Origin of the sequence: Noviherbaspirillum malthae, assembly GCF_015352985.1 — a bacterium.
GTDB lineage: Bacteria > Pseudomonadota > Gammaproteobacteria > Burkholderiales > Burkholderiaceae_D > Noviherbaspirillum > Noviherbaspirillum malthae.
On sequence record NZ_JACYXF010000001.1, the window covers coordinates 557,749 to 575,327 of the forward strand.

The window sequence follows — 17,579 nt, forward strand, 5'->3', positions numbered from 1 at the left end:
CTATCGTCCTCGTCGTCGCCTTCATCGTGCCGCCGGGATTTTGGCATGGATGTTGCGTTTGCACGAGATGTGAAACGGGATGTGCGGGGGGCATGTACGGCGGAGCGATTCCTGTTTCATCAGTCCATAAGGAAATAAGAACATGGCAATCAATGACAACCCTGCCGCGCGCGGCGAGGCCGTCCATCGAGTGGAGGTCGGTGAGTACACCGTCCGGCGTCCGGTCTTGCCCGCGATACGCTGGGGTGCAGTGTTCGCGGGCGTCGCGGTCGGCATTTCCATCCAGCTGGCCTTGACCCTGCTCGGCATCGCAGTCGGATTTTCGTCGATCCAGCCCAGCGAGGCGGAAAGCCTCAGCATGGGTCCGCTGCTCTGGACCGGCTTCAGCATGCTGGTCGCCGCCTTCTTCGGCGGTTATGTCGCGGCCCGCATGTCCGGACTCAAGCGCCGGGCCGACGGCGTGCTGCATGGTGCCGTCTCCTGGGCAGTGACGACCATCATGTTCGCGGTGCTTGCCACCTCGGTCGGCGGCGCGCTGGTGAGCGGCGTCTTCAACAACATGAGCCAGCTGGCGCAGGCCAGCGTGGCCGCAGGCGAATCGCCGCTGTCGTCGCTGATGCGCGCGCAGGGCGGGCGCATCGATCCGCAGGCGATGCGCCAGCTGCAGCAATTCCTGAAAACCGGGCAGCGCGACCAGGCCGTGCAGCTGGTGATCAGCACGCTCGGCGTCGAGCAGATGCGCGCGGAAACCATCGTCGACCAGGCGCTGATCCTCTCGGGTTCGTCCGGCGCCGCATCGCCGCAGGGCAAGGCGAGGGCGGAGAACGCATTGCAGAATGCAGGCACTGCCGCCTGGGTCGTGTTTCTCGCCGTTGCGCTGGCACTGGCCATCGGCATCGCCGGCGGCGCGCTGGGTGCGGCCGGCTCGCGCCGCGACAGCTGGAACGACGGGCGGGCGCTGCAGCGCCGGGGAGAGAAATGAAGCAAACAGATTGATGCCGCGCAGCCTTCATTTGCGCTGTACGGCGATTCAGGAAAGCAGTCATGAAGCAGGAGCCATCATGCAAATTACTGTAGGAAGACGTCCCAGAAATCCCAGGCCCCGCAGCGGGCCGGCACGCTTCGTGCCGCTCGCTGCGCATGAATCGAGTACCGCCGATCTGCTGCACGGCTGTCCGGTCGTCACGGCCAGCGGCCAGCGCGTCGGCATCGTGGACCGTTTGATGATCGATGTCGTCACCCACCAGCTGCGTTATGTGGTGCTGGCCCGCAAGCGAGGCAGCGCGATCGTGGCGCTGCCGTGGCATGCGCTGTATTTCGATGCGGCGCAGTCCAAGCTGGTGTTTTATACGCTGGGGTGAGCCGGGGTTGAATGGCTTGCTTTTCGGGGGCGGCTGGAGAGGCGGGTGTAGCAAAGGGTTCGCAATGCGAGAGATGCGCCTGCGTCGGCTGCAGGGCTAAAGAATACTCCTCCCCTTTCAAGGGCGGCCGGCGAGGCGGGAGGCTGGGTGGGGGATGGGTTTAAATGATGCAGTTGAAACCCATCCCCACCCCAACCCTCCCCCTACGCCGGGCGCCCTTGAAGGGGAGGGAGAAAATGTGGGCGGTTGTTCTCGCCCTTACTTCACCCCCAGAAACAACCCCTTCCCCCGCGCCTCCGCAATCCCCGCCTTGGCCAGCGCGCGCAGGCACATCGCCACCGTACCGGCAAAGGCTTCGTCGTACCAGGCATTGGCGCCGCTGACGCCGACCACGATGCCGTCGACCACCACGCTGCCCCACAGCACCGTATCCTTTTCCGCCAGCAGGTGGGGGCGCAGCTCCTGCACCAGGTGGCCATCCATGCCGGTGCGCCATGCGACCATTGCCTTGGCGCGCGCAAACCCCGCATAGTCGGCATCCCATTTCTCGCGGTCGCCCACCGCATGCTCATACAGCACCGCTTCTTCGAACGAGGAATTGGCCGGCGTGCGCAGCGGGTCCATCACCACGATATAGAGGAAGCCGCTTTCGCCCACTTCCTTCTGCTTCATGGCTTCGGTGATCATCGGCAGGCTCAGCGTCACCGCCTTTTCCGCGGCGGCGCGATCGATGAAATAGCTTGCGTTGGCTGTCATGTTGTCCTTTCGGGAGAGCGTTCGGTTAAGTGGTGACGAAGTGGAAAGCCTGGTTCCAGTCATCGACGAAGCGGTCGATGTGAAAGCGCTCGGAGGCATAGCGGCGAGCGCCTTCGCCAAGGCGCCGTGCCAGCTGCGGATCGTCGATCAGCGCCTGCATGCGCTCGATCAGGGCATCGACATTGGTATCGACATAGCCCGAGACGCCGTTGTCGATCACGGTCGACATCTCAGTGGTGGCGAGGCCGATGACGGGCAGGCCGATCATCATGGCTTCGATCACGGCCAGGCCGAGGCTGGTATAGCGGATCGGATTGAAGAAGAACCGGTATTGCGAACTGAAGGCCGGCAGCTGCGCATGCTCGATCTCGCCGATGCCGCCGGCTTCCAGTGCGCCCATGCCCACCAGGTCGAGCGGAATCCTTTCCCGCGCCTGCAGGAAGACGTCATGGCCGAGGCGACGGCCCCGGGTCGCGATGTTGTTGATCACCACCAGCCCGCGCGCCTTGTCGCCGCGATAGGACACGTCGCGGGGCGTCAGTACGCCATGCTCGACCACGCGCGTGGGCGTGCGGCCGTTGTTCCACATCAGGCGGTTGAAATGGGTGACGTGGACCAGCAGCACTGACGGATCATCAACCGGATGCGGCATGTCGGTAGGATGCTCGCGCGGCGTGTCATGCTCGATGTAAATCTTTGGGAGCCTGCGCTGGCCTTCGCTGAGATACGTGTGCTGGTCTTTCAGGTACTGGTCGTCGTCCTGGAACAGGATGAGGTCGAACTCATGATCTTTCACCTCCGCGACCGGCATGTCGATCACGTTGTCGCCCCAGGGAATATGGCCGCAGCGGCCGCCGTAGCCAGGCGGGCGGTCCGGCTTGGACATGACGTAGAAATCGTGCGGCGCCTGGGTTAGGTAGTACAGGTAGCTGCCGTGGGTATGCCAGGTGAGGATCTTCAGTCTTCGCTGCATGGTCGGATGTGGTGAGTGGGAAAGAAGCCGGTGCGCGGGAGGATGCGCCGCGCCCGGCGGCGAGGCTTGGAGCCGCAACGCGAGGCGCTACGGAACCGACGCCTTACAGGAAGCCGACCCGAAACTTGAAGGCGCCGACTGCGCGCCAGAACACCGCAAGCGGCGGGATCAGGATCGAGGTCACCAGCATTTCCAGGACATGACTGGGCGCCTTGGACGTCTTGCTCAGGCGCTGCAGGCAGAAACGTCCCGTCATGAAGGTCCAGACCGTGCCGGAGACAATTGCGGTGCCGACCGCACCGGCCGGAGTCGCGGCCAGCGTCGTCAGCAGCGCCCCGACCGTCAGGTAGAAGTCCCAGCGCGGCTTGGCGCGGATGCGGCGGCGGTACAGCGAGGGATGCTTCTTGTAGAGCAGGGCGTCGAACTGCACTTTCTTGACCTGTTGCAGGCTGACGCCCCACTGGGCAGGACGGATGGGATGCATCATCACCGCCTTCGGCTCGCGCACGATGTTGGCGCCGTAATCGATGAGGCGGAAGTGCAGGTCGGAATCCTCGCGCCAGGCGAAGCGGAAACGCTCGTCGAAGCCGCCGAGGTCTTCCAGCACCTTCTTCAGGCAGAAGCAGTTGGCCGTGACGAACTCGGCGGTTTCCAGGTTCTTCGCATCCTTTTCGTAATCGGTGGGCGTGCCTTCGAGCGGCATCACGACGCTGCCGCAGACCGCATGCACGCCCGAGGCAAAGGCCAGCACGCCGTTCTTGAGCCAGTCGGGGCGCGCGACCGTATCGTCGTCGGTGAAGGCGATGATGGCGCCGCGCGCGGCGCGCCAGCCGTGGTTGCGGGCGGCGGCCGGTCCGTGCGGCCCCATCGAGGGAATGTAGGTCACCTGCAGGCCGTTCTCGGCAGCCTGGGCGGCCCAGCCCGCGACGACGTCGCGGGTGTCGTCGCTCGGCCCGTCGTCGACCACGATGATTTCAAAACGCGCCGTATCGAACTGCTGCATCACCAGGCTGGCAAGGCAGCGGTTGAGCAGCTGCGGCCGTCCCTTGGAGGGTACGACGATGGAGGCCGCGATGCCCACGGCAGGAGCCTGCGTGCCCGCGCCCGCGGCCAGCATCGATACCACCGGAGCGCCGCCTTGCCGGCGCAGCTTGACGCTGCTCGCCCGGGCTTCCTGCTCGGTATCGGCGGTTACGATCCTGCGGTTGCGGTTGAAAGCAATTATTTTCGTCATCAACGTCGTCCTGATCATGCAGCCCATGCCTTCGCAGGCTGCGGCCCGTCGGCGAAAGCATGCGCGTTGCATCTTGCATCCATGCATGGCTTTCGCGGTGTCTTGGTGCTGTCGCTGTATTCCGTTGTTTATTGAACAGATTGGCTAACTTGCAATTCCCGCATCAATGCATTGCGTTGAGGCGGCTCAAGACGGTTTTCCGCCGGACAGCTTTCGGCAAGGCATGACGGCATTGCCGCTCATCCCTGCATCGTCGACTGCATCTCGCGCGCAATCTGTTCGTTGTCGTCGGCGCGCTGCTGCAGCTGCCACAGCCGGGCATAGGCGCCGTTGAGTTCCAGGAGGCGCGCATGGGTGCCGCGCTCGATGATGCGGCCGCGCTCCATCACCAGGATTTCGGTGGCATCGACCACCGTCGACAGCCGGTGCGCAATGACCAGCGTGGTCCGGTTGGCCGACAGCTGGTCCAGCTCTTTCTGGATCGCCTGTTCGGAAGCGGTGTCGAGCGCCGAGGTGGCTTCGTCGAAGATCAGCAGCGGCGGATTCTTGAGGATGGCGCGCGCCAGCGCGATGCGCTGCTTTTCGCCGCCGGATAGCATCACGCCGCGCTCTCCCACCGGCGTCTCGTACTTCAGCGGCAGCGAATTGATCAGGTCATGGATATGCGCTGCCTTGGCTGCGGCGATGATCTCGTCCATGGTGGCCCCGCTGCGGCCGTAGCCGATATTGAAGGCGATGGTGTCGTTGAACAGCAGCGCTTCCTGCGGCACGACGCCGATGGTTTCGCGCAGGCTGTGGCTGCTGACGCTGCGGATATCCTGGCCGTCCACGCTCACGCTGCCGCCGCCGACCTCATAGAAGCGCAGCAGCAGGCGCGCCAGCGTCGACTTGCCCGAACCGCTGCCGCCGACCACCGCCACCGTGCCGCCGGGCGGAATGCGGAAGCTCACGCCGTGCAGGATGGGCCGCGCCGGCTCGTAGGCGAAGATGACGTTGTCGAAGACCACTTCGCCGCGCGTGACCTTCAGGGCCGGCAGGCCGGGCGCCTCGGCGATCTCCGGCTTCTCGCGCAGCAGCTGGAACAGCTTTTCCGCATTGACCAGCGCATCCTTGGCCTCCCGGTAGACGAAGCCCAGCGCATTGAGCGGAAGACAGACCTGGATCACGTAGGCATTGATGAGAATCAGGTCGCCGACCGTCATGGTGCGCGTCAGCACGAACTGGCCCGCCAGCAGCATCACCGATGCCACGCCCATGGCGATGATGGAACTCTGGCCCACATGCAGTATGAACAGTGCGCGCTGGTTGGCCACCACGGCCTCGGCCCAGTTGTCCATGATGTGCTGGAAGCGCGCCGACTCGCCGCGCTCGTTGGTGAAATATTTCACCGCGTCATAGTTGATCAGGCTGTCGGCCAGCAGGCTCTTTGCATTCGAGTCGAGGCGGTTGACGCGGCGCTGGACGATGGTGCGCCGCTGGGTGAACACCACCGTGAAGCCGCAGTACACCAGGAAGGTGACGGCGAGGATGACGGTGAACCAGTCGCTGTAGCGCGCCGTCATGATGCCCACCACCATGCCGATTTCCAGCAGCGTGGGCACCAGCGTGAACAGGCCGACGCCGAGCAGGAAGGCGATGCCGTTGGTGCCGCGGTCGATGTCGGGCAGCAGGCCGCCGATGCGGCGCCTGGCATGGAAGCGCGAACTCAGCGCATGCAGGTGGGTGAAGGTTTTCTGGGCATAGGTGGCCACCGTATGCTGGGTCACGCGGGAGAAGGCGAGGTCGCGCAACTCGTTGAACAGCGTGCTGGCGAAGCGCAGCAGCGCATAGCCGATCAGCAGGGCAACCGGCAGCGCGACGAAGGATTCCGGACGCGACATGTCGTCGACGATGCGCTTGAGCGCCAGCGGGACCGACACCACGGCGAGCTTGGCCAGGATCAGGAAGAAGACCGCCACCGCGATGCGGCCCTTGAAGGCCGACACCACGCGCCACAGGTCGCGCATGACATTGAGGGCTCCCAGCTTTTCCGGTTGTGCGTCCGACATATCGGTTTCATCTCCTTGCGTCGCGGCGGTGAATGTATGGATTGTGCTGTAAGGCTTACAACTTTCCCTTGCAAAAACTTCTCCGGCCCGGAATGCCGGCACGGCCATTCTTTGAGTGCGGGGCGCGCCTATCGTTGCCTAACCAGTGGTATGGATGTTGCAGGCCCGGCATGCAACCGAGAAAGTTCGCCGTACCGTGATGCGTGCCGGCATAACCTGGAGATTCGCAATGGCAAGAATGGAACACGCAATCGAAATCAACGCGCCGGTGCATGTGGTCTACGAGCAGTTGCTGCGGTTCGAGGAATATCCAAGGTTCATGGAGAGCGTGCAGTCGGTCCACAGAATTGACGACAGGCATCTGCGCTGGCATGCGCGGGCGGGCGGCCGGGATGTCGAATGGGATGTCGAGATCATGCAACAAGTTCCGGGACACAGTCTTGCCTGGCGCAAGACCGGCGAGGCGGCGCATGAAGGCCGGATTGTTCTGGAGGACAGGGGAAGCCAGCGCACCCGCCTGTGCCTGAGCCTCGATGTCGAGGCGGTCTACGGCAACGGATCGGGAGCGATGCTGGCGCTGCGTGCCGAACAGGACCTGGTGCGCTTCAAGAAATGCGTCGAGACACTGGTGCTCAATCCATGGCCCGGGCAGTCCCTGCCCGGGCATGCCGGCGCTGGCAGCGTTGCCGGCGAGGATGTCCGTCCGGACGCCTCGGTCATCGCTTCCCGCCGGCGGCGCAAGGCCGAGGGAAACAGTCCCCGCCCCGAACCGGGCTTGCGTCCGCCGTGGCTGCCCATGTTCTTTCCAAGGTTGGAAAGCCCGCTGCAGATCGTGCGCTGCGTGTCGCAGGGAGTGGACAAGATCGTGGACGGCGTGATGGCCGGCACGCGGCTCGATGGGCGTACGGATGCGCATCGCGCGGCAGGCTCGGCGAACGACGCCTACCGCAACGGCGGCGCATGGAGTCCTCTGGTCGAGGTGACGCGCAGCGGCGATAGCGTGGTGGTGCTCGCCGAACTGGCGGGCGTGCGGCGCGAGGATGTGCAGATCGACATCCGCGCCGACCGCCTGATGATAGAAGGCGACCGTCGTCCGCAGGAGCCGCAGCAGCCGGGCGCAGCCCGGCGTTCCGAGCGGTCCTACGGGCATTTCTACCGGGTGGTCGATCTGCCGCTGGGCGCGGATCCGGAAGCCGCGACGGCTTCCATGCACGACGGCCTGCTCGAGATCAGGGTGCCGGTGCGCCCCGGAGCCGCCGAGTGCCGCCGCCTGGACATCAAGACTTCCGAATGACAGGCCGAAGCAAATCGGGCTTGTCGGCTGCGGCAGGCAGGAACAAGCCCGGCGCCGCGCAGTCCACCGTCGGCTACCATCCACTCGTCATCCATGCCGGCCGCACCTTGCGCACCGGCACGTTCATCAAGGAGAAACAATGAATGCCGAAATCGTCGGCTGGCTCAGTTCGCTGATCCTCGTATCCACCATCTCGCGGCAGGTCTATACCCAATGGCGCACCAAGCGCATCGACGGCGTCTCCAAGTGGCTGTTCATCGGCCAGCTCACCGCTTCACTCGGGTTCACCATCTACAGCTATCTGGTCGACAACTGGGTTTTCGTGTTCACGAACTTCTTCATGTTCCTGACCGCCGTCGTGGGGGAATGCATTTATCTCAGCAACAAGCGTCATGCGCAGCGGCAGCAGAATGGAACGGGGGCTCAGGGAGGCGCCCGGCCGGCGCCGAGCCGTTAGGTAAATTGTGCCCGGCTGCGCGGAGACTATTTACAAGGATGTGTAGTTAATGCGTCCCCGAATTTTCAACATCATGCCGCACGACATGCAGCCTTGAATAAGCGCCTCCTGCCTCTTAGCCGCCGAAACACAGCAGCAATACGGGATGCGGCAGGAATGGGGGCACTATCCTCACCGGCAATGAGTTGACTCTCCCTCTCGGGTATATCGCTTGCTTAACGCATTTCAATGCAAGTCTAAGACACGCCGTCTGCAGCGTTCCAAGGAGCGCTGCCCCGGCGCTTTATTTTTTGGAGGGAAATGTGTATACGCTTGGAATCAATGCTGCCTATCACGATTGCTCCGCGACGCTGGTGCGAGATGGGGAAGTGCTCGCCGCAGCCGAAGAGGAACGCTTCACCCGCATCAAGCATGGGAAACGGCCGGTGCCCTTTTCCACCTGGCAGCTGCCTTTCCACGCCATCGATTATTGCCTGAAGGAGGCAGGCATCGCGCTGAGCGACGTCGATCATGTCGCCTACTCCTACAACCCGTGGCTCTTGCTCGGCGAGCGCAAGGGCGATGAAACCATCACGCTGCCATTGGAGCCTTCCGCGCACAAGACTTCCGACTGGCTGTCGCCATGGGACCCGCTGTTTCTTTCCTCCATCGTGAATGCGCCGCGCCAGCTGGCCAGCGGCGCGCCTCACCATATCCGCAAGCGCTTTCGCGGCGTGAGCCATGACGGTCCGTTCAAATGGCATTTCGTCGAGCACCATCTCGCACACGAGGCGAGCGCCTTCCTGGCGGCTCCCTTCGATGAATGCGCGGTGCTCACCATGGACGGCCGCGGCGAGAATGCCACCACCAGCTACGGCTATTACGAGGACCGCCGCTATCGCCGGCTCAAGCAGGTGAACCTGCCGCACTCGCTCGGCCTGCTGTATGAAATGGTCACCGACTATCTCGGCTTCCTGCATTCTTCCGACGAATACAAGGTGATGGCGCTGGCTTCGTACGGCAAGCCGGTATTCGCCGAGCAGTTCCACGAGATCCTGCAATATCGCGGCGACGGCGATTATGAAGTCAGGCCGGCCAGGTGGGCCGAGGTGTTTGGTCCGGCGCGCGAGCGCGGTTCCGAATTCACCCAGCACCATATGAACATCGCGTCCTCGCTGCAGATCGTGCTGGAGGAAACGGTATTGAAGATGGTGCACTGGCTGCATGAGCAGACCGGCGCGGAAAACCTGGCCATGGCCGGCGGCGTCGCGCTCAACTGCGTAATGAATGCACGCGTGCGCGACCGCGGTCCGTTCAAGAAGGTTTGGGTGCAGCCGGCCTCGGGCGATTCAGGCACTTCGCTCGGGGCAGCCATGTGGATCGATGCCCAGCAGCGCGGCATGTCCAAGCGCAGCTGGCAGATGAACCATGCCTTCCTCGGTCCGGCCTATGATGACGAAGAGATCGAGGAATTCCTGAAGCAGGCCAAGCTGAGCTACCGCCGCGCCAATGATCTTTCCGCGGAAGTGGCCGAGCTGCTGATGCAGAACAAGGTGATCGGCTGGTTCCAGGGCCGCATGGAATTCGGTCCGCGCGCACTCGGCGCACGTTCCATCCTTGCCTCGCCGCTGGATGCCTCGATGCAGCAGCGCCTCAATACCATCAAGGATCGCGAAGACTTCCGTCCGGTCGCGCCGGTGGTGCTGGAAGAGGAGGCGGCCAACTGGTTCGTCGACGGCAATGTTTCGCCCTTCATGGTGTTCGTCTACGACGTGCGCAAGGATTGCGAAGACAAGATTCCGGCGGTAAGGCATGTCGACGGAACCGCCCGCATCCAGACCATCAACCGTTCGCAGAATCCGGCCTACTACGATCTCCTCAAGGCCTTCGCCGAACGCTCCGGCGTGCCGGTGCTGATCAATACTTCGTTCAACACGCGCGGCGAACCGGTGGTCTGCAATCCGCGCGATGCGGTCGAGTCCTTCTGCACCACGCCGCTCGATGCGCTGGCGATCGGTTCCTTCATCGTTCAGAAGCCATGATGAAGGGGAGGGCGGATGCTTGAACTGACGAGGATAGGCAAGGCAAAGGAAAATCTTTTTTCGGGCGTGAGAAGCATCGCGGTATTCCGCGCGCTGCAGCTCGGCGACATGCTGTGCGTGGTGCCGGCGCTGCGCGCTCTGCGTGCGGCCGCGCCGCAGGCCTGCATTACCCTGATCGGCTTGCCGTGGGCGAGCAGTTTCGTCAGGCGCTATCACCGCTATGTCGACGACCTGCTGGTGTTTCCCGGCTTTCCGAGCTTTCCGGAACAAGCTGCTCGCCTGCAGCAGATGCCGGGTTTTCTTGCCGAAGTCCAGGGGCGCGGCTTCGACCTTGCCATACAGCTGCACGGCAGCGGCACGCTCAGCAATCCGCTGACCGTGCTGTTCGGCGCGAAGCGCAATGCCGGCTTCCACGTGCCGGGGCAGTATTGCCCCGACCCGGCTGCTTTCACCTTTTGGGACGAACGCGAGCATGAAGTGCTGCGCTATCTGCGGCTGATGGAATTCCTCGGCGCGCCGCCGCAGGGCGAACACCTGGAATTTCCGCTCACCGACGACGACCATGCATCGCTGCGGCGCAGCCATGCCGACCTGCCGGCGCCGGACAGCTATGTCTGCATTCATCCCGGCGCGCGCATGCTGACGCGCCGCTGGCTGCCGCAGCGCTTCGCCGAGGTGGCCGACCGCCTTGCGGCATCGGGCATGAAGATCGTGCTCACCGGATCGCCCGACGAAGCCGAGGTGGTACAGGCGGTGCACAAGGCGATGCGCATGCCGGCCCTGAACCTGTGCGGCAAGACTGACCTCGGCGGCCTTGCGGCGCTGCTGGCGCAGGCCAGGCTGGTGGTGTCGAACGATACCGGCATCTCGCATGTGGCGGCCGCCGTCGCCACGCCGAGCGTGATCGTGTCCTGCGGCTCCGATCCCGGCCGCTGGGCGCCGCTCGACCATGCAAGGCACCAGGTGATTCATGCCGACGTCGCCTGCCGGCCTTGCATGCATCAGGTCTGCCCGATCGGGCACCAGTGCGCGCTTGAAGTCGGCGCCGATGCCGTCGCGGAACTGGCGATGCGGCTGCTTGACGGCAAGGCGAACCACATCATCCACATCAACGATACGGAGACGCATCCATGAAAGAAGCTGATTCCAAGCGCATCCTGGTGACCGGCGGCGCCGGCTTCCTCGGCTCCCATCTCTGCGAATACCTGCTCACACAAGGGCATGACGTGTTGTGCGTCGACAATTTCTACACCGGCACCAAGCGCAACATCGCCCACCTGCTGCGCCATCCGCGCTTCGAGCTGATGCGGCACGACGTCACCTTTCCGCTGTACGTGGAAGTCGACGAGATCTACAACCTGGCCTGCCCGGCCTCGCCGGTGCATTACCAGAACGATCCGGTGCAGACCACCAAGACCAGCGTGCACGGCGCGATCAACATGCTGGGCCTGGCCAAGCGGGTCAAGGCCAAGATCCTGCAGGCGTCCACCAGCGAAGTCTACGGCGATCCGCAGATGCATCCGCAGAGCGAGCATTACTGGGGGCATGTCAATCCGATCGGCATCCGTTCCTGCTACGACGAGGGCAAGCGCTGCGCGGAAACCCTGTTCATGGATTACCGCCGCCAGCACAACCTCAACGTCAAGATCGCCCGCATCTTCAATACCTACGGCCCGCGCATGCATCCCAACGACGGCCGGGTGGTGTCGAACTTCATCATGCAGGCCTTGAACGACGAGCCGCTCACCATCTACGGCGACGGCTCGCAGACGCGGTCGTTCTGCTATGTCGACGACCTGATCCGCGGCTTCGACCTGCTGATGCAAAGCCCCAACGGCTTCTGCGGCCCGGTGAACCTCGGCAATCCCGGGGAATACACGATGCTGCAGCTGGCCGAGCGCATCGTCGCGCTTTCCGGTTCCCGATCGAGCATTGTTTTTCGCCCGCTGCCTAGCGACGATCCGACGCGCCGCCGTCCGGACATCGCGCTGGCACGCACCGTGCTGGAGTGGGAACCGATGGTCGCGCTCGACGAGGGTCTGGCGCGCACGATCGACTATTTCCGCCAGTTGCGCATGGGCGAGCGGGATGACGAGGTAGACATTCCCGAGAGCTTCGCCGGCAGCCTGCGGAACCACAGCCTGCAGCAGAGCGGCATGAGCAAGATGTAGCCAGCGCTGCCGGGTGACGAAACCCATGGACAAGAGGTCATTCATGAACGGCTCACGCAAATCCGGAAACAGGCCCGCGGCGGCCTGGAAAACTCCTGTTCTGCTCGCGGTGCTCGGGATGGCGAGTCTTGCCTGCAGCAAGGGGCCGAATGCGCCCGACCTGCCGAACTCGCCGCCGCGGCCGAAGATGCAGGCGCATGTAGAGGCCGGGCCCATCGTTACTGCGCAGTTTCATTTGCCTGGGAAACCGAAGCCGCGCAAGCCGCTGCGGACTTGAGAGGGTTATATAACGCCGCTCTAGTACAAGCGGCTATGGCAGATTGTCCAGATCGGGTGGCAAAGAGACGCTCCCCTCTCCCGCAAGCGGGAGGGGGGCCGGGGATGAAGGAGATTGCCAAGACCTTCATGGGTTGTGCGATTCCCCTCATCCCCAACCCTTCTCCCGCAAGCGGGAGAAGGGGGCCAGTCCGAAGGCGTTCAAGCAGGTTGGCGAAATTTGCATAAGCTCCCCTCTCCCGCGGGCGGGAGAGGGGCAAGGGGGTGAGGGGGACTGTCAAGACCTTGGGAGGTCGTGCGATCCCCCTCATTCCCATCCCTTCTCCTGCCTGCGTAAGAAGGGGCCTCTTGCCAGCGACAGGCTAAATGACAAGGCGTCGTGCGGCCTTGGTTGCCAACACCGAAAGATTTGTTGTATTAGGCACAGACCTTGCGACAGCCCCGCCTGACGCGATATTTCTCCCCGCAGAGGTCATGGTGCCCGGAAACGCACTTCATCGCGCCGCCGCAACTCCGTTGCGCGAGTCGATGAGCCGGTTTCAACACTATCTTTCCCGCAGTGCCGCAGCGACGGCACATCTCCACCGACGTTTGCAGAGCCGCGTCAATTTCCAGATTCCTCCTGCCGGCCGCATGAACCGGGCCGGCACGATCCTGCTTAACCCCCATCCCCGAAACACGCAGGCCGCCGGCCTGCTGGAGAAAAACAATGTTGCCCCTCATTACCAGAAGACATGTTTCCATTGCCTGCGACGATGGTGCCCTGAACGGCATGCTGTGCCAGCCGGAAAACGCGCTCGGCGTCGTGGTATGCGTTCACGGCAGCAGCGCCAGCCGCCTCAAGCCGCCGAGCGACTACGTCGGCAGCGTATTGCACAAGGCCCGCCTGGCCACGCTTTGGCTGGATACCGCAAGCCTTGAGCAGCGGCGTCACGGCCAAGCGGCAAATGACGTGCGCACGCTGGCCGGCCGGCTGCAGGCGGCATGCACGTGGCTCAGGCGGGAGGCTTCCACCGACGAATTGCCGCTTGCCCTGTTTGCTTCCGGTCATCTCGCCGCCGTCGCATTGCGGCTGGCCTCGGCGGGCGGCGACATATCGGCACTGGTCCTGCGCAGTGCGAGACTGCCGCAGCCCGAGCCGGGGCTGGCGAGGATTACTGCGCCCACGCTGCTGATTGCGGGAGGTCTGGACGACGGCAGCGTCGGCGCCAACCGTGCCGCATTCGCCGTTCTGCGCTGCAAGAAACGCTTCGAAGTGATACCTGGCGCGACTCATGCATTCGAGGAGCCCGGAAGCCTCGAAGTCGTCGCCCGTCTGGCCCGGGGATGGTTCCTGCAGCATACGCGCTTTGTATTGGCATGACTGGATCGCGCGGCATGAAGTTGTAAATCGTACCGTGCCGCGCAGCTTTTACAATGCACGCCGTACTGTCCGGGACGGACGGATGGCGAGTCCGGCTTCCTGATGGTGTTTGCGAGTAGTGGCGTTGCCCCTTCCTGCTGGTCAGGAAGGGGCTTTTTTCCGCCCGCAGCACCAGTCTTGCCGCTCGCTACCTGTCCTCGAGCCAGCGTATGGCCGCAGTGATGTCGCTGTAGAACACCCGGTAATCACCTTCGCCGAAGGCCAGCCGCGCAAGGTAGGCGAGCCTGGTGTTCGGCACCACGATGGCCCGGCGCAGGCTGACATTGTTCGTCTCGTCGTCGAGCCTGCGCTGCAGGAGCACGACATCCAGGTTCGGAGCTTCCATTTCCAGCGTATCGTAGAGCACCTTGCCGCATCCGGTATCCATCACCAATTGCAGCACGCGCTCCTGGCATTCGCGCAGCAGCGCCTCGGTCGGCATGCCGCGCATGCGGGCGATGATCAGCGTGCCGACGGGTTCGACCCAGAGTTGGTCGTTCGTCATGGTGGTTGTCCTTTATGGAGGCCGGTCGTCATTCAACCCGGCAAGGTTTGCGCATGCGGCACGGTCAGCACCACATCCGACTCCGCATGAGCGACGCAGGGAAGAATGTAGCCTTCGGCCTTTTCCTCCCGGCTCACGCCGGGCCAGTCGATGCCGTAGCGGATCTGTCCGCTGACCAGCTTGCACAGGCAGGTGCGGCAGGTGCCGTTGCGGCATGAGGCCGGCAGCGCTATCTTCGCGGCGCGGGCCGCAGCCATCAGGGACTGTTCGCCGCCAGTGGAAAATTCCCAGCCTGCGGGTTCGATTCGCACGGTAAACGGCGCTGCGGCGGCTTCCGTGCTCATCCCTGGATGCCCGTCACGGTGGCCGGCAGCGGCGACACGCCCTGTTCGATGGCGGCTTTCTCCTGCGCGGCCAGCGCGCGCTGGTAGCCTTCCCGCGCCTGCAGGCGCTCCCAGTAGGCCCGCACCGGCTCGCTGAATTCCGGTTCCAGCCCGATCAGTTCGCCCAGCATCAGCGCATAGCCGACCGATACGTCGGCAGCGGTGAAGCGCTGCGCGCACAGGTAGTCCTGCCGCGCCACCACCGCATCGATGCCGCGCAGGCGGGCAAGGAACCAGCGGCGGTAGTCTTCCGCCACCTGCGGCTGGCGCCGCTGCTCCGGCTCGAAGCGGCCGTAGCGCAGCACCAGGGTCTGGGGAAAGGTCAGGCTGGCTTCGCCGAAATGCAGCCAGTTGAGGTATTCGCCATAGGCGGGCTCATCGCCGGCGACATCCAGCGTGCCGGGTTTCCCGGAGCCGCCACGGAAGGCGAGATACTGGCAGATCGCTGCCGACTCGGTCATCCGCAGGTCGCCGTCCAGCAGTGCCGGCACGGTGCCGAGCGGGTTCACGGCAAGGTAGTCGCGCGCGGCGAAGCGGGGCGGGAAGGGCAGCATCTTCAGCACATAGGGCAGCCGCAGCTCCTCCAGCATCCAGAGCGGGCGGAACGAGCGGGCGCTGACGCAGTGGTACAAGGTCAGCATCGTCTAGCTCGCGCGTCCGTCGTAGGGGACGCGCTGCAGGCCGGCCAGATCGATGCCCTCGAGGCAGCGCACATTGATTGCCACCGTTTCCCGGCCCGACGGGTCCTTGCCGAAGCCGAAGGGCGCGCTGCCGCACTGCGGACAGAACTTGTGCTCGATCACGTGCCGGTTGAACAGGTAGGTGGACATGTGGGCCTCTGGCGTGGACAGCTTCAGGCCGGCGCGCGGCAGGAACCACAGCAGGTAGCCCTTGCGGCTGCAGTGGGAGCAGTTGCATTCAACGACCTGGGCGGGTTCGCCCTCGACTTCGTATGCGATGCGGCCGCAATGGCAGGATCCTTGGTATGTCATGTCGTGCGTCTCCTTGGTCGGGGTGCGAAAGGTGTACGAAGGTGAGGCGAAATTGTAACGCGGCCGGGTGCGTGCGGCATTCCTACATGGGTTGAGCAAGGAATGCGACAATGTCGGTCGCGTTGCCGGCCGACTGCGGGCCGGCGCATCAGATCAATTCAAACAAGCTTGCAAAAGGACTCAACATGACAGTCAAGACCGTTGTCTATCAGGCACTGGAAGCCGGCCCGGCGCTGACCATACTCGGAGCCGTGCACGGCAACGAGCGCTGCGGCCCGGAAGCCATCAAGCGCCTGATCGCCGCGCTCGACGGCGGGGAGGCGGCGCTGCGGCGCGGCACGCTGCAGATGATGCCGGTGGTGAACCCGAAAGCCTATGCGCAGAATGTGCGCTTCGTCGAGCGCAACCTGAACCGCCAGCTGTATCCGAAGGACGAGAAGCAGCATTACGAGGATCATCTCGATCCCATCGTCTGCGGCCTGCTCGACCGCACCGATGTGCTGCTCGATCTGCATTCCTTCGCCTCGCCGGGTGGTCCCTTCATTTTCCTGAGCGGCAAGAATCCGCGCGAGCTGGCCTATGCGAAGTCGCTCGGCGTGAACGACTTCGTCTACGGCTGGGCCGAAGCCTACGGCGGCGGCGACAGCAAGGAATCCCAGGGCACCACCGAATATGCGCGCACGCGCGGCGCGATGGCGGTCACGCTGGAGTGCGGGCAGCACCAGAATGCCGATGCTCCCGACGTCGGCTACCGCGCGATCCTGATGGCGCTCAAGCATCTCGACATGCTCGATCCGCAATGCCCGGCGGCGGCATCGCTGGAGCAGCCGGCGGAGAGCGGGCAGCTGCGCTGCGTGCGCATGAAGAGCGTGTATTACCGCAGCGAAGGCGCCGTGTTCAGCAAGCCCTGGCGGCATTTCGATGCGGTGAGGAAGGACGAGCCGATTGCCGTGCTCGCCGACGGCGAAGCGCTTGCCGCACCGGAGGACGGTTTCATCGTGCTGCCGAAGGAGGCAGCGGCAACCGGCGGGGAATGGTTCTATTTCGGTACGGCGACCGCCTATCCGGAGTAAGCGCAAGCGCTGATGCGCACATGCAGAATGCAGCATGCGGAAAGGGAGGCAATCAGCCTCCCTTTTTCATTTCCGGATCATTCCGCCTCGGCGTAGCGCTTGCCGGCCACTCTTTCCCGTATCCACTCGATCTTCGGTGCGGAATGCAGGTCCGCGATCACCGCGCCGTAATTGGCCTGCCCGCGCGCGTGCCGGTTCGGGCCGCTGACTTCGTATTCCAGCACGTAGCTGACGAAGACGCTGTCTGACGCCGGGTCGGGCGTGATGTAGTCGATGCGCGCCAGGCGATAGCTGCGCATCGGCCAGCGACGGCTGTAATGCCGCACGTCGCGCACGATCTCGGACCTTGCGGTGGGGCCGAACTCGTAGTAGTCCACACCGTCGGCAAAGAACTCCGCCTGAGCCTCGGGCGTCTTGCCGGGATCAATGAACTGTTGCAGGAAAGACGCGACGTTGCTTTCGAGGGCGTCCGGCGGCACGGCTGCAGCGGAAACCGGATGTGCCGGCCGGATCGGCTGGGCAAGGGCTGCGGCCGCGAACAGACCCAAGACAGCCGAGGCGCAAGCAGGGAACAGCGGGGCGAACATGATATGCCTTGATGCAATGCCGGAGAAATGCGGCAGGTAAGTCCAT

Annotated in this window: 20 protein-coding genes; 11 read left to right on the forward strand and 9 right to left on the reverse strand. The window is 63.9% G+C overall.

The window, feature by feature from the left end; all coding sequences use genetic code 11:
• Window positions 1-142 precede the first annotated feature (142 nt).
• Both IGW03_RS02800 and IGW03_RS02805 read left to right on the forward strand, forming a co-directional pair.
• Window positions 143-982 (forward strand): hypothetical protein, encoded by an 840-nt coding sequence (locus tag IGW03_RS02800; RefSeq protein ID WP_194720968.1) that lies wholly within the window; start codon window positions 143-145, stop codon window positions 980-982.
• A gap of 79 nt (window positions 983-1,061) precedes the next feature.
• The gene (locus tag IGW03_RS02805) at window positions 1,062-1,361 is read left to right on the forward strand and encodes a PRC-barrel domain-containing protein (RefSeq protein WP_194720969.1); all 300 of its coding nucleotides are present in this window, start codon (window positions 1,062-1,064) and stop codon (window positions 1,359-1,361) included.
• 258 nt (window positions 1,362-1,619) lie between these two features.
• Here the strand turns inward: IGW03_RS02805 and IGW03_RS02810 are convergent, their stop codons facing one another.
• The 4 genes from IGW03_RS02810 to IGW03_RS02825 all read right to left on the reverse strand — a co-directional run bounded on the left by IGW03_RS02810 (window position 1,620) and on the right by IGW03_RS02825 (window position 6,372).
• The gene (locus tag IGW03_RS02810; protein ID WP_194720970.1) at window positions 1,620-2,117 is read right to left on the reverse strand and encodes a hypothetical protein; all 498 of its coding nucleotides are present in this window, start codon (window positions 2,115-2,117) and stop codon (window positions 1,620-1,622) included.
• Window positions 2,118-2,142: 25 nt separating this feature from the next.
• Complete coding sequence (locus IGW03_RS02815; RefSeq protein WP_194720971.1) at window positions 2,143-3,090, reverse strand: glycosyltransferase family 4 protein; 948 nt, start codon at window positions 3,088-3,090, stop codon at window positions 2,143-2,145.
• Window positions 3,091-3,193: 103 nt separating this feature from the next.
• Entirely contained in the window at window positions 3,194-4,324 is a 1,131-nt protein-coding gene (locus IGW03_RS02820) for a glycosyltransferase family 2 protein (protein WP_228534919.1), read from the reverse strand.
• A gap of 239 nt (window positions 4,325-4,563) precedes the next feature.
• Window positions 4,564-6,372, reverse strand: a complete 1,809-nt coding sequence (locus tag IGW03_RS02825) for an ABCB family ABC transporter ATP-binding protein/permease (protein WP_194720972.1) — start codon at window positions 6,370-6,372, stop codon at window positions 4,564-4,566.
• Between the two features lie 229 nt (window positions 6,373-6,601).
• On the opposite strand from IGW03_RS02825, the gene IGW03_RS02830 reads away from it, so the two are divergent.
• From IGW03_RS02830 to IGW03_RS02865, 8 genes are all read left to right on the forward strand, one after another.
• Window positions 6,602-7,666: an Hsp20 family protein gene (locus tag IGW03_RS02830; RefSeq protein ID WP_194720973.1), complete on the forward strand. Its 1,065-nt coding sequence runs from the start codon at window positions 6,602-6,604 to the stop codon at window positions 7,664-7,666.
• The gene (locus IGW03_RS02835) at window positions 7,663-7,809 is read left to right on the forward strand and encodes a hypothetical protein (protein ID WP_194720974.1); all 147 of its coding nucleotides are present in this window, start codon (window positions 7,663-7,665) and stop codon (window positions 7,807-7,809) included. Before IGW03_RS02830 ends, IGW03_RS02835 begins: the two co-directional genes overlap by 4 nt.
• Window positions 7,806-8,123 carry a PQ-loop repeat-containing protein gene (locus tag IGW03_RS02840; RefSeq protein ID WP_194720975.1) on the forward strand — a complete coding sequence of 106 codons (318 nt, stop codon included), beginning with the start codon at window positions 7,806-7,808 and terminating at the stop codon, window positions 8,121-8,123. The genes IGW03_RS02835 and IGW03_RS02840 overlap by 4 nt, the downstream gene beginning before the upstream one ends.
• 290 nt (window positions 8,124-8,413) lie before the next feature.
• The gene (locus IGW03_RS02845; RefSeq protein WP_194720976.1) at window positions 8,414-10,144 is read left to right on the forward strand and encodes a carbamoyltransferase family protein; all 1,731 of its coding nucleotides are present in this window, start codon (window positions 8,414-8,416) and stop codon (window positions 10,142-10,144) included.
• A 15-nt stretch (window positions 10,145-10,159) separates the two neighbouring features.
• Window positions 10,160-11,278: a glycosyltransferase family 9 protein gene (locus tag IGW03_RS02850; RefSeq protein WP_194720977.1), complete on the forward strand. Its 1,119-nt coding sequence runs from the start codon at window positions 10,160-10,162 to the stop codon at window positions 11,276-11,278.
• Complete coding sequence (locus IGW03_RS02855; protein ID WP_194720978.1) at window positions 11,275-12,315, forward strand: UDP-glucuronic acid decarboxylase family protein; 1,041 nt, start codon at window positions 11,275-11,277, stop codon at window positions 12,313-12,315. The genes IGW03_RS02850 and IGW03_RS02855 overlap by 4 nt, the downstream gene beginning before the upstream one ends.
• A 43-nt stretch (window positions 12,316-12,358) precedes the next feature.
• On the forward strand, window positions 12,359-12,592 hold the full coding sequence (locus IGW03_RS02860) for a hypothetical protein (protein ID WP_194720979.1): 234 nt from the start codon (window positions 12,359-12,361) through the stop codon (window positions 12,590-12,592).
• A 708-nt stretch (window positions 12,593-13,300) separates the two neighbouring features.
• The gene (locus IGW03_RS02865; protein ID WP_194720980.1) at window positions 13,301-13,954 is read left to right on the forward strand and encodes a dienelactone hydrolase family protein; all 654 of its coding nucleotides are present in this window, start codon (window positions 13,301-13,303) and stop codon (window positions 13,952-13,954) included.
• A 187-nt stretch (window positions 13,955-14,141) separates the two neighbouring features.
• On the opposite strand, the gene IGW03_RS02870 is transcribed toward IGW03_RS02865, so the two are convergent.
• The 4 genes from IGW03_RS02870 to IGW03_RS02885 are packed head-to-tail and all read right to left on the reverse strand — an operon-like array spanning window position 14,142 to window position 15,873.
• Complete coding sequence (locus IGW03_RS02870) at window positions 14,142-14,498, reverse strand: STAS/SEC14 domain-containing protein (RefSeq protein ID WP_194720981.1); 357 nt, start codon at window positions 14,496-14,498, stop codon at window positions 14,142-14,144.
• Window positions 14,499-14,530: 32 nt separating this feature from the next.
• On the reverse strand, window positions 14,531-14,842 hold the full coding sequence (locus IGW03_RS02875) for a 2Fe-2S iron-sulfur cluster-binding protein (RefSeq protein ID WP_194720982.1): 312 nt from the start codon (window positions 14,840-14,842) through the stop codon (window positions 14,531-14,533).
• Window positions 14,839-15,522, reverse strand: a complete 684-nt coding sequence (locus IGW03_RS02880; RefSeq protein ID WP_194720983.1) for a glutathione S-transferase family protein — start codon at window positions 15,520-15,522, stop codon at window positions 14,839-14,841. The genes IGW03_RS02875 and IGW03_RS02880 overlap by 4 nt, the downstream gene beginning before the upstream one ends.
• Window positions 15,523-15,525: 3 nt before the next feature.
• Entirely contained in the window at window positions 15,526-15,873 is a 348-nt protein-coding gene (locus IGW03_RS02885; protein WP_194720984.1) for a GFA family protein, read from the reverse strand.
• A gap of 185 nt (window positions 15,874-16,058) precedes the next feature.
• Here IGW03_RS02885 and IGW03_RS02890 point away from each other — a divergent pair, with 185 nt between their 5' ends.
• Entirely contained in the window at window positions 16,059-16,946 is an 888-nt protein-coding gene (locus tag IGW03_RS02890) for a succinylglutamate desuccinylase/aspartoacylase family protein (protein WP_194720985.1), read from the forward strand.
• A gap of 77 nt (window positions 16,947-17,023) precedes the next feature.
• On the opposite strand, the gene IGW03_RS02895 is transcribed toward IGW03_RS02890, so the two are convergent.
• Window positions 17,024-17,533, reverse strand: a complete 510-nt coding sequence (locus IGW03_RS02895; RefSeq protein ID WP_194720986.1) for a hypothetical protein — start codon at window positions 17,531-17,533, stop codon at window positions 17,024-17,026.
• Window positions 17,534-17,579: the final 46 nt, after the last annotated feature.

Bases quoted from the DNA above. Each gene is read 5' to 3' on its own strand.
- IGW03_RS02800 (WP_194720968.1), top strand. From the start codon at position 143: ATGGCAATCAATGACAACCCTGCCGCGCGCGGCGAGGCCGTCCATCGA.
- IGW03_RS02805 (WP_194720969.1), top strand. From the start codon at position 1,062: ATGCAAATTACTGTAGGAAGACGTCCCAGAAATCCCAGGCCCCGCAGC.
- IGW03_RS02810 (WP_194720970.1), bottom strand. From the start codon at position 2,117: ATGACAGCCAACGCAAGCTATTTCATCGATCGCGCCGCCGCGGAAAAG.
- IGW03_RS02815 (WP_194720971.1), bottom strand. From the start codon at position 3,090: ATGCAGCGAAGACTGAAGATCCTCACCTGGCATACCCACGGCAGCTAC.
- IGW03_RS02820 (WP_228534919.1), bottom strand. From the start codon at position 4,324: ATGACGAAAATAATTGCTTTCAACCGCAACCGCAGGATCGTAACCGCC.
- IGW03_RS02825 (WP_194720972.1), bottom strand. From the start codon at position 6,372: ATGTCGGACGCACAACCGGAAAAGCTGGGAGCCCTCAATGTCATGCGC.
- IGW03_RS02830 (WP_194720973.1), top strand. From the start codon at position 6,602: ATGGCAAGAATGGAACACGCAATCGAAATCAACGCGCCGGTGCATGTG.
- IGW03_RS02835 (WP_194720974.1), top strand. From the start codon at position 7,663: ATGACAGGCCGAAGCAAATCGGGCTTGTCGGCTGCGGCAGGCAGGAAC.
- IGW03_RS02840 (WP_194720975.1), top strand. From the start codon at position 7,806: ATGAATGCCGAAATCGTCGGCTGGCTCAGTTCGCTGATCCTCGTATCC.
- IGW03_RS02850 (WP_194720977.1), top strand. From the start codon at position 10,160: ATGCTTGAACTGACGAGGATAGGCAAGGCAAAGGAAAATCTTTTTTCG.
- IGW03_RS02855 (WP_194720978.1), top strand. From the start codon at position 11,275: ATGAAAGAAGCTGATTCCAAGCGCATCCTGGTGACCGGCGGCGCCGGC.
- IGW03_RS02860 (WP_194720979.1), top strand. From the start codon at position 12,359: ATGAACGGCTCACGCAAATCCGGAAACAGGCCCGCGGCGGCCTGGAAA.
- IGW03_RS02865 (WP_194720980.1), top strand. From the start codon at position 13,301: ATGTTGCCCCTCATTACCAGAAGACATGTTTCCATTGCCTGCGACGAT.
- IGW03_RS02870 (WP_194720981.1), bottom strand. From the start codon at position 14,498: ATGACGAACGACCAACTCTGGGTCGAACCCGTCGGCACGCTGATCATC.
- IGW03_RS02875 (WP_194720982.1), bottom strand. From the start codon at position 14,842: ATGAGCACGGAAGCCGCCGCAGCGCCGTTTACCGTGCGAATCGAACCC.
- IGW03_RS02880 (WP_194720983.1), bottom strand. From the start codon at position 15,522: ATGCTGACCTTGTACCACTGCGTCAGCGCCCGCTCGTTCCGCCCGCTC.
- IGW03_RS02885 (WP_194720984.1), bottom strand. From the start codon at position 15,873: ATGACATACCAAGGATCCTGCCATTGCGGCCGCATCGCATACGAAGTC.
- IGW03_RS02890 (WP_194720985.1), top strand. From the start codon at position 16,059: ATGACAGTCAAGACCGTTGTCTATCAGGCACTGGAAGCCGGCCCGGCG.
- IGW03_RS02895 (WP_194720986.1), bottom strand. From the start codon at position 17,533: ATGTTCGCCCCGCTGTTCCCTGCTTGCGCCTCGGCTGTCTTGGGTCTG.